This is a genomic window from Sphingobium sp. ba1 (assembly GCF_000743655.1).
Lineage (GTDB): Bacteria > Pseudomonadota > Alphaproteobacteria > Sphingomonadales > Sphingomonadaceae > Sphingobium.
This window is the reverse complement of the sequence record NZ_JPPQ01000069.1, coordinates 1301344-1310522: the sequence shown is the minus strand read 5'-3', so window position 1 is coordinate 1310522 and position 9179 is coordinate 1301344. Positions and strand designations below refer to the sequence as shown.

10 protein-coding genes are annotated in these 9179 nt (G+C 62.7%); 7 read left to right on the top strand and 3 right to left on the bottom strand.

Features of this window, described 5'->3' with window-relative positions; genetic code table 11:
* The 6 genes from IL54_RS09385 to IL54_RS09360 form a co-directional block, all read left to right on the top strand.
* Positions 1–593, top strand: a 593-nt coding sequence (locus IL54_RS09385) for a LysR substrate-binding domain-containing protein (RefSeq protein ID WP_037478239.1), incomplete at its 5' end; no start/stop codon positions are given.
* 64 nt (positions 594–657) lie between these two features.
* The gene (locus IL54_RS09380; RefSeq protein ID WP_037475077.1) at positions 658–1614 is read left to right on the top strand and encodes an NAD(P)-dependent oxidoreductase; all 957 of its coding nucleotides are present in this window, start codon (positions 658–660) and stop codon (positions 1612–1614) included.
* A gap of 89 nt (positions 1615–1703) precedes the next feature.
* Positions 1704–2726, top strand: a complete 1023-nt coding sequence (locus IL54_RS09375; RefSeq protein WP_037475074.1) for an amidohydrolase family protein — start codon at positions 1704–1706, stop codon at positions 2724–2726.
* Positions 2723–3175: a protocatechuate 4,5-dioxygenase subunit alpha gene (ligA, locus tag IL54_RS09370; RefSeq protein WP_037475071.1), complete on the top strand. Its 453-nt coding sequence runs from the start codon at positions 2723–2725 to the stop codon at positions 3173–3175. The genes IL54_RS09375 and ligA overlap by 4 nt, the downstream gene beginning before the upstream one ends.
* Before the next feature lies 1 nt (position 3176).
* Positions 3177–4073, top strand: a complete 897-nt coding sequence (locus IL54_RS09365) for a class III extradiol dioxygenase subunit beta (protein WP_037475068.1) — start codon at positions 3177–3179, stop codon at positions 4071–4073.
* A 105-nt stretch (positions 4074–4178) separates the two neighbouring features.
* A complete protein-coding gene (locus tag IL54_RS09360; protein ID WP_037475066.1) occupies positions 4179–5117 on the top strand; it encodes a Gfo/Idh/MocA family oxidoreductase in 939 nt (312 codons plus the stop codon).
* A 63-nt stretch (positions 5118–5180) separates the two neighbouring features.
* On the opposite strand, the gene IL54_RS09355 is transcribed toward IL54_RS09360, so the two are convergent.
* From IL54_RS09355 to IL54_RS09345, 3 genes are read right to left on the bottom strand one after another with little or no spacing between them, the layout of a single operon-like run.
* The gene (locus tag IL54_RS09355) at positions 5181–5408 is read right to left on the bottom strand and encodes a hypothetical protein (RefSeq protein ID WP_037478237.1); all 228 of its coding nucleotides are present in this window, start codon (positions 5406–5408) and stop codon (positions 5181–5183) included.
* Positions 5409–5439: 31 nt separating this feature from the next.
* Positions 5440–6312, bottom strand: coding sequence for a helix-turn-helix domain-containing protein (locus IL54_RS09350; RefSeq protein WP_037475064.1), 873 nt, complete (start codon positions 6310–6312; stop codon positions 5440–5442).
* A 3-nt stretch (positions 6313–6315) separates the two neighbouring features.
* Entirely contained in the window at positions 6316–7608 is a 1293-nt protein-coding gene (locus IL54_RS09345) for an MFS transporter (RefSeq protein ID WP_037478235.1), read from the bottom strand.
* Positions 7609–7843: 235 nt separating this feature from the next.
* On the opposite strand from IL54_RS09345, the gene pobA reads away from it, so the two are divergent.
* Complete coding sequence (pobA, locus tag IL54_RS09340; RefSeq protein ID WP_037475062.1) at positions 7844–9013, top strand: 4-hydroxybenzoate 3-monooxygenase; 1170 nt, start codon at positions 7844–7846, stop codon at positions 9011–9013.
* Positions 9014–9179 lie beyond the last annotated feature (166 nt).

The window sequence follows — 9179 nt, the reverse complement described above, 5'->3', positions numbered from 1 at the left end:
CCCGGCTGCTGCCGCTGGCGATCACCAGCTTTCGCCGGGACTTTCCGCAGGTCGATATTTCGGTGGTCGAAGGGTCGCATGCCGAACTGGTGGGACCGTTGCGCGATGGTGAGATCGACATGATGGTCGGCGCGTTGCGCGATGCGACCATTGGACAGGATCTGATCCAGCAACCCTTGTTCGAGGATCGACCGACGATCTTCGCGCGGGCGGGGCATGTGCTGGAGCAGGGCTGGAATGGCGATGATCTGCGGCGCTTTCCCTGGATATTGCCGCCCGAAGGGACGCCGCTGCGGCAATTATGGCAGGCAATGTTCGCCGCGCTGGGCGGCGACTTGCCTGCCGTGCCGATCGAGTGCGGCTCCGTGATGACGGTGCGGCAATTGCTGGTGAGCGGCGATTATCTCACCTTGTTGTCGGTCGATCAGTTGCGGGTCGAACTCGACAGCGGGATGCTGGCCGATATCGGTCCGGCGCCCGGCGAGATCAGCCGGACCATCGGCGTCACCAGTCGCGCCGATTGGCGACCGACCCGGTTGCAGCAACAGTTTATGGCGGCAATCGAACAGGCCGTCGCAACCATGAATTCGTAAAATCTTATGATACGCCCCCGGATATGATTGGCCGGGCGGGATACAATCCGGCATGCCCTTTCCCATGGAGCAGGAAGTCGGTCTTATCGGGTTTGGCGAGGCAGGGTCCACCTTTGCGCTGGCGGGGGATTGGGCTGCGGCCGCCCATGTCTATGATGCCAAGACCGATGCGGCGGCCACGCGTGACGCGATGCTGGCGGCCTATAGGCAGGCGGGCGTCCTGCCCGCGCGCTTTCTGGAAGACGCGCTGGATGGCGTCGGGCTGATCCTGTCGCTGGTGACGGCGGACCAGGCGCTGGCGGTGGCCGAGGCTGCTGCGGCGATGATTGCGCCAGGCGCGCTTTATTGCGACATGAACAGCGTTGCGCCGCAGACCAAGCAGGCCGCGGAGCGCGCGATCGCGGCGGCGGGTGCCCATTATGTCGATGTTGCTGTGATGGCGCCGGTTGATCCGGCGCGGTTGAATGTCCCCCTGTTGTTGAGCGGTGGCCGTGCCGACGAAGCGCAGGCGCGGCTGGCGGCGCTGGGCTTTGCCAAGACCCGTATCGTGGGTGCCGATGTCGGGCGCGCATCATCGATCAAGATGATCCGCTCGGTTATGGTCAAGGGCATGGAAGCGCTGACCGCCGAATGTGTGCTGGCGGCCGAGGCGGCCGACGTGCTGGACGAGGTGCTGGCATCGCTCGACGCGAGCGAGAAAGCCAAGCCCTGGGGTGCGCGGGCCGACTATAATCTCGACCGGATGCTGGTGCATGGCCTGCGCCGTGCGGCCGAGATGGAGGAAGTGGTCAAGACGCTTGAAGGCGTTGGCACGGGGGCCGCGATGACGCGCGGCACGGTCGAGCGGCAGCGGGTGATCGGGGCGCTGGGCGTGAAGATAGTGCCGGAAGGGCTGGGCGCGAAGATTGCGCATATTGTTCGCGACTCTCCTGTCCGTCATCCCCGCGAAGGCGGGGATCCATCTCCTGCGTTTGCGATGGAGGAAGCGTTGGGAGATGGGTTCCCGCCTTTGCGGGAATGACGGGGGTTTTGGGGCGGGCGTGGTGCGCTGTCGCCTGAGACCCCGGCTTGCGCTGGGGTGACGGAATAAGGATTGAGGAAAGAGACGCGATGAGCCTGATTATCGATTGCCATGGCCATTATACGGTGTTGCCGAAGGGGCATGACACCTGGCGCGAAGAGCAAAAGACTGCGTTCAAGGCGGGTACGCCCTGTCCGCCCTATCCCGACATCAGCGACGCGGAAATTCGCGAGACGATCGAGGCGAACCAGTTGCGCCTGATCAAGGAGCGCGGCGCGGACCTGACGATCTTTTCGCCGCGCGCGTCGGCCATGGCGCCGCATGTCGGCGACGAGGCGATGGCCAAGGAATGGGCGATGCGCTGCAACGACCTGATCGCGCGGGTGGTGGCGATGTTCCCCGAAACCTTTGTCGGCGTCTGCATGCTGCCGCAATCGCCCACGGCCGACATGAGCAATTCGATCGCCGAGCTGGAACGCTGCGTCGAGATGGGCTTCATCGGCTGCAACCTCAATCCCGATCCGGGTGGTGGGCATTTCACCCATCCGCCGCTGACCGACCGTTACTGGTATCCCTTCTACGAAAAGATGGTCGAGCTGGACGTGCCCGCGATGATCCATGTGTCGGGCAGCTGCAATCCCGCGATGCACGCGACCGGCGGCTATTATATCGCCGCCGATACCATCGCCTTCATGCAGTTGCTGGAGGGTGATCTGTTCAAGGATTTCCCGACGCTGCGCTTCATCATTCCGCATGGCGGTGGCGCTGTGCCCTATCATTGGGGGCGTTATCGCGGCCTCGCCGACATGCTCAAGAAGCCGGACCTGTCGACGCATTTAATGAACAACATATTCTTCGACACCTGCGTCTATCATCAGCCGGGTGTCGATCTGCTGGCGGATGTGATCGACAACAAGAATATCCTGTTCGGGTCGGAAATGGTCGGTGCGGTGCGCGGCATCGATCCGACTACTGGCCATTATTTCGATGACACCAAACGTTATGTCGATGCGCTGGAGATCAGCGAGGCCGAGCGCGCCGCGATTTTCGAGGGCAATGCCCGCCGGGTGTTCCCGCGCCTTGATGCCCAGTTGAAGGAGAAGGGACTATGATAACAGAAGATCCCAAGCACCAGGATATCCATGAATATCTGGCCGAGATGGAGGATATTCCCGGCACCCGTGTCTTTACCGCCAAGCGGGCGCGGCAGGGCTATCATATGAACCAGTTTGCGATGAGCCTGATGAAGGACGAGAATCGCACCCGGTTCAAGGCCGATGAGCGCGCCTATATGGACGAATGGCCGCTGACCGAGGACCAGAAGGAAGCGATGCTGGCGCGGGACTATAACCGCTGCCTCGATCTGGGCGGCAACGTCTATTTTCTGGCGAAGCTGTTTTCGACCGACGGCATTCCGTTCGCCGAAGCGGTCAGCACCATGACGGACATGGAATTCCCGCAATATCGCGAGATGATGATGAACGGTGGCCGTTCGCCCGAAGGCGTGCGGTCGATCAGGGCCAATGAAGCTGCGGCTGCGGCCAAGAATGAGGATCGCTGATATGGCGCGAATTACTGCTGGTGTGGCGTCGAGCCATGTGCCGCTGCTGGGCGTGGCGTCGGACTTCAACAAGGATCGGGACGAGTATTTCGGCCCCATTTTCGCGGGCTATGACTGGACGCGTGAATGGGAGAAGGCGGAAAAGCCCGATGTCATCATCCTGGTCTATAACGACCATGCGTCCGCCTTCGACATGAAGATCATCCCGACCTTCGCGATCGGCTGTGGCGAGCGCTACAAGTCGGCCGATGAAGGGTGGGGGCCGCGTGCCGTGCCGGACGTGGAAGGGCATCCCGACCTTGCCTGGCATATCGCGCAGAGCCTGGTGCTGGACGAGTTCGACATGACCATCATCAACGAGATGGATGTCGACCATGGCCTGACCGTGCCGCTTTCCATGATGTTCGGTAAGCCCGACGCCTGGCCGTGCAAGGTCGTGCCGCTGGCCGTCAACGTCGTCACCTATCCGCCGCCATCGGGTAATCGCTGCTGGGCGCTGGGCGAGGCGGTGCGCAAAGCGGTCGAGAGTTTCCCCGAAGATCTGAACGTGCAGATCTGGGGTACGGGCGGCATGAGCCACCAGTTGCAGGGGCCGCGCGCGGGCCTGATCAACAAGGAATGGGACAATAAATTCCTGGACGGGCTGATCGGTGACAGCGATCATCTGCGTCGGATTCCGCATATCGAATATCTGCGCGAAACCGGCAGCGAAGGCATCGAGATGGTGATGTGGCTGGTGATGCGCGGCGCGCTGGGGAAGAAGACCCGCGCGCTGCACCGCCATTATCATGTGCCTTGCTCCAACACCGCGATCGGCCATCTGGTGCTGCGCCCGGACAATGGCGAAGGGCTGGACATGACCGGAAGCGATACGGTTACGGCGATCGCGGCGGAGTAAATCGGCGGGGTGGGCGCATGAGATCAGGCGCAGCGCCTGCCTCACGGCCCCACCCCAACCCCTCCCCTGAAGGGGAGGGGCTTTTTGATTGGTACGGAGATTATTATGCGTATTGCTTTGGCTGGCGCGGGTGCCTTTGGCGAAAAGCATCTGGATGGCCTCAAGAATATCGATGGCGTGACGGTGACGTCGCTGGTCGGTCGCCGGCTGGACGCGACCCAGGCGATTGCCGACAAATATGGCATTGGCCATGCGACCACCGAATTGGCCGAGACGCTGGCCCGCGACGATGTCGATGCGGTGATCCTGTGTACGCCGACGCAAATGCACGCGGCGCAGGCCATTGCCTGCATGGACGCGGGCAAGCACTGCCAAGTCGAAATTCCGTTAGCGGATAGCTGGGCCGATGCGCAGGAGGTGCTGGCCAAACAACAGGAAACGGGCCTTGTCTGCATGGTCGGGCATACGCGACGGTTCAACCCCAGCCACCAATATGTCCATAATCTGATCACGGCAGGCGATCTGAACATTCAACAGATGGATGTGCAGACCTATTTCTTCCGCCGCAAGAATATCAATGCGAAGGGCGAAGCGCGGAGCTGGACCGACCATCTTCTGTGGCATCACGCGGCGCATACGGTCGATCTGTTCGCTTATCAGGCGGGCAAGATCGTGTCGGCCCATGCGATGCAGGGGCCGATCCATCCCGAACTGGGGATCGCCATGGACATGTCGATCCAGTTGAAGAGCGAGAGTGGGGCGATCTGCACCTTGTCGCTGTCGTTCAACAATGACGGGCCGCTCGGCACCTTCTTCCGCTATATCGGCGACACGGGCACCTATATCGCGCGCTACGACGATCTGGTTAATGGCAAGGAAGAGCCGATCGACGTGTCAAAGGTGGACGTGTCGATGAACGGCATCGAGTTGCAGGACCGCGAGTTCATCGGCGCGATCCGCGAAGGCCGCGAGCCCAATTCGAGCGTCGCGAAGGTCTTCGACTGCTATCGCGTGCTAGGCGAATTGGAACAACAGCTGGTCTGATCGACATCCCTTCGGGGTCGCACGAAAGGGCGCAGTCGGGGCAACCGGCTGCGCCCTTTTGCGTCAGGCCGTCAGCAGCGGATGCGCCATGCGCAGATCGTCGAGCATATTTTCTATGAGCGCGACGTCCGCAATCGTACCGGTCGGCGTCGCGTTCCAGTTGCAATGGGGGTGGGTGGCGCGGCTATACACGCGCAGCGGGCCGATCACCCGGCGCCAGTGATGCTTGCTGCTGCCATGGTCGCGCACCAGTCGGGCCACGAGCAGGTCGATGAGCTTGTCGGCCGTCATGCGCCAACCCTTAAAGGCGCAGGCGGGTGCGTCAACTCTCGCGCGCGGCGCGCCAGCTGCGCGGCGGCTGGCCGACATGGCGGGCGAAGAAGCGCGAAAAATAGGCGGGATCTTCGAAGCCGACGGCATAGGCGATGTCGGTGACCGACAGCTGGGAATAAAGCAGCATCCGGCGCGCCTCCAATAACGCGCGGTCGTCGAGCATCTGCGCGGGCGAGCTGTTCGCGACGCGCGCGCAGGCCTGGCGCAGGGCCGTGAGGCTGACGCCGAGCGCGCGGGCATGGGCGGATACCGGCTCGCGCAGGCGGAACCGCTGGTCGATCCGTTCCCGCAGGCGCGCAACCAATGCGGCCTGGCGCGGGGTGCCGGGCTGAACCTGCTGGCCCAAAGTGGCATGACGTAGCGCCAGCACCATGAGATGCAGCAATGCGGATTCGACCGCAGCGCGCTGGCCTGGACCGGCCCAGCTTAACTCCTGATCCATGCGGGTGATGGCGTCTTCTGCTGCGGCGCGGTCCGATCGAGGGAGCGCGACGGCTTGAGGGTGGGCGAAGAGAGGAACGAGGTCCGCATCGCGCAGGACGAGGTGGCGCAGATAGCTGTCGGCGATGGTGACCACGGCCCCGCGCGATTCACTGGCCCAGGTAAAACCATGGACGATGCCCGCCGGGATGAGCAGCAGGCAGGGGGCGTCGAAGCGAACCGCAGCCTCCTCCGCCTGCATCGCCCCGCCCCCTTCGGCGATCAGGATGATATGATTGAGGTCGCGATGGACATGGGGGCGGATTGTCCATTCGCTGGGTCGCGAGCGGTCGTCCAGACTTTCGACATGCACGAACCCCTCCGCAACGCTGCGCTGTGGCTCGCCATAAAGATAGAAGCTGGGGACGGGCGAGGCGGTCATGGCTTATCGGCGTTGGCGCAGCGCCAGCAGCAATCCCGCGCCCAGCAACGATCCCGAAGCCATGACGATGGCGACGAGTGGCAGGGTGAAGTCGAGGCTGAACAGAAAGCCCGCCAATATCGGCCCCAACGCTGCGCCGCCCCGGCCCACGCCGATGACGATACCGGTCCCGCCCGCGCGCACGGCGGTCGGAAAGGACTGGGCGATCAGCGCATAGAGACCCACGACCGCAGCGTTCGTGAAGAAGCCGGCGGATGCCGCAATCAAGCTGAGGCCAGACAGTGTCGTCTGTTCCTGGCCGAACAACGTGACCATGATGGTCGATGCAACCATGGTAATGATGACCAGAGGGCGGACAGCGATGCGCCAGCTTAGGACGCTGAGCAGTAACGCACCCACTAGCCCGCCGACATTGGCCCAGACCAGCACGCTACCTGCGCTGGACGGAAGATAGCCCATATCAACAACGATCTTGGGCACCCATTTCAGGATGAAGTAGAAAGTCATGATGTGGCAGAAATAGGCGAGCGTCAGCAGGATGGTGGTGCGCGCCAGGCCGGGGGCGAACAGCGCGGTAAAGGAGGGTTTGGGCGCGGCTGCGTCCAGCGGCGGTAGCGCCGTGGCAGGGGCGTGGCCCATGCGGGCGAGCAGGCGATTGATCTTCAACAGCGCGCCTTGCGGTCGCGTCTGTACCAGGAAACCGATCGATTCGGGCAACAGCCATAGCGACAGCGGCAGGAACAGGGCGGTGACGATTCCCCCGAACAGGAAGATATCGCGCCAATCACCCGCGATCAGCAGATAGGAAGCGACCGATCCGCCCAGTATGGCGCCGACCGGATAGCCCGCCGCCATGATCGCGACCGCCAGGCTGCGCGCGCGCGCATTGGCGAGTTCGGCGACCATCGCGTTGGTGCAGGCAAGCATCCCGCCGATACCAAGGCCGGTTATCAGGCGGATAAGGGAAAGGGAGGTCACGTCCCAGGCGATCGTGGCTGCGCTCATCCCGCCCGCCATGACGACCAGGCACCCGATGATCGTGGGTCGGCGGCCGATGCGATCGGCGACATTGCCGAGCAATACCGACCCCACGGCCATGCCGATCAATTCCATCGACAGCACAAACCCCAGCGCGGCGCGATCGACGCCCCATTCCTTGGCGATGCCGGGAGACGCGAAACTGATTGCCAGAACATCGAACCCGTCGAGCGCATTGAGCAGAACGCAGAGCGCTATGGCGGTGATCTGCAACCGGCCCATCGGCGCTTCGTCCAACTGGCGTCTGATGTCGGTCATGGGATGCTCCTGCTCCTGACGGTTCGAACCGGTACGCGACAGGCACCTATCGGCCGGATCGTCCATCTTCTTTTGCGTCGCTGGGGCATGCGACAATAGGTTGGACGGGTCAAGCATGGCATCGTTTGAGAGCCCATTTCCGGCGGATCATCCAAATAATCGGTTGCTCTCCCTCTGTCGCGCGATCGCCTGAGGCCGCAATTCTGGCCCAAAGCCGCCTTATGGGAGAGATGAGATGAAGACACAGGTCGCCATTATCGGAGCCGGGCCTGCGGGCCTGTTGCTGGGCCATTTGCTGCGGGCCGAAGGCATAGAGGTCGTTGTCATCGAGCGCGCAGCCCCCGATTATGTGTTGGGGCGGATCCGGGCAGGGGTGCTGGAGCGGACGACCACCGACCTGATGGACCGGCTGGGGCTGGGCGCACGGATGCATGCCGAAGGGTTGCCGCATGATGGCTTCCACCTCGCGGACGGCGAACGGCTGATCCGTATCGATATTGAGGCGCTGACTGGCAAGAAGGTGATGGTCTATGGCCAGACCGAAGTGACCCGCGACCTGATGGAGGCCGCGCCCGAACGCGGGCTGGAAATCATCTATGAAGCGGGCGACGTCGCGCTGCACGCTGTCGACAGCGATGCGCCCTATGTTACCTATAGCAAGGACGGTGCGACGCACCGGATCGATGCGCAATTCCTCTGTGGCTGCGATGGGTTTCACGGACCGTCGCGCAAGGCGGTACCTGCCTCGGTGGCTAAGGCCTATGAAAAGGTCTACCCCTTTGGCTGGCTCGGCATATTGGCGGACGTGCCACCATGTCATCATGAGCTGATCTACGCCAACCATGACCGTGGCTTTGCCCTGGCCTCGATGCGGTCGGAAAGCCGCAGCCGCTATTATATCCAGGTGCCGCTCGACGAGAAGATTGAAGAGTGGCCTGACGATCGGCTGTGGGACGAGTTGGCGACGCGGTTGGGCCCGGAGGCAGCCGCGAACATGACTCGCGGCCCCGCGCTCGAAAAGTCGATCGCCCCGCTGCGCTCTTTCGTGTTCGAACCGATGCGCCATGGGCGGTTGATGCTGGCTGGGGACAGCGCGCATATCGTACCGCCGACCGGTGCTAAGGGGCTGAACCTGGCGGCGTCCGACGTCCATTATCTGTCCGAAGCGCTGATCGGCTATTTCAAGCGGGGCGATGCCGACGCAGTGGCGGGCTATTCGGACAAGGCGCTTGCGCGCGTGTGGAAGTCGGAACGCTTTTCCTGGCAACTCACCAAGCTGATGCATCGCTTCCCGGATGGCGATGCGTTCGATCGGCGGATGCAGGTGGCCGAACTTGATTATATTGCCTCGTCGCACGCCGCGCAGACGACGATCGCCGAAAATTATGTCGGCCTGCCGCTGTAGCGGAGATTCGCAAGGGTCCGCAGCGTGAAAGCTGCCAAGGCCCGCGTAAGAGAGGAGAGTGGGTGCCGACGCGAGTGGGTGGTCCAGGACCGGAACCCTCAGCTAGTATCGGGGTTTTGCGACATGCCGATGACCGGTTTTGCGAAAAATTGCCGAAGCGGTGGTT

Bases quoted from the DNA above. Each gene is read 5' to 3' on its own strand.
- IL54_RS09380 (WP_037475077.1), top strand. From the start codon at position 658: ATGGAGCAGGAAGTCGGTCTTATCGGGTTTGGCGAGGCAGGGTCCACC.
- IL54_RS09375 (WP_037475074.1), top strand. From the start codon at position 1,704: ATGAGCCTGATTATCGATTGCCATGGCCATTATACGGTGTTGCCGAAG.
- ligA (WP_037475071.1), top strand. From the start codon at position 2,723: ATGATAACAGAAGATCCCAAGCACCAGGATATCCATGAATATCTGGCC.
- IL54_RS09365 (WP_037475068.1), top strand. From the start codon at position 3,177: ATGGCGCGAATTACTGCTGGTGTGGCGTCGAGCCATGTGCCGCTGCTG.
- IL54_RS09360 (WP_037475066.1), top strand. From the start codon at position 4,179: ATGCGTATTGCTTTGGCTGGCGCGGGTGCCTTTGGCGAAAAGCATCTG.
- IL54_RS09355 (WP_037478237.1), bottom strand. From the start codon at position 5,408: ATGACGGCCGACAAGCTCATCGACCTGCTCGTGGCCCGACTGGTGCGC.
- IL54_RS09350 (WP_037475064.1), bottom strand. From the start codon at position 6,312: ATGACCGCCTCGCCCGTCCCCAGCTTCTATCTTTATGGCGAGCCACAG.
- IL54_RS09345 (WP_037478235.1), bottom strand. From the start codon at position 7,608: ATGACCGACATCAGACGCCAGTTGGACGAAGCGCCGATGGGCCGGTTG.
- pobA (WP_037475062.1), top strand. From the start codon at position 7,844: ATGAAGACACAGGTCGCCATTATCGGAGCCGGGCCTGCGGGCCTGTTG.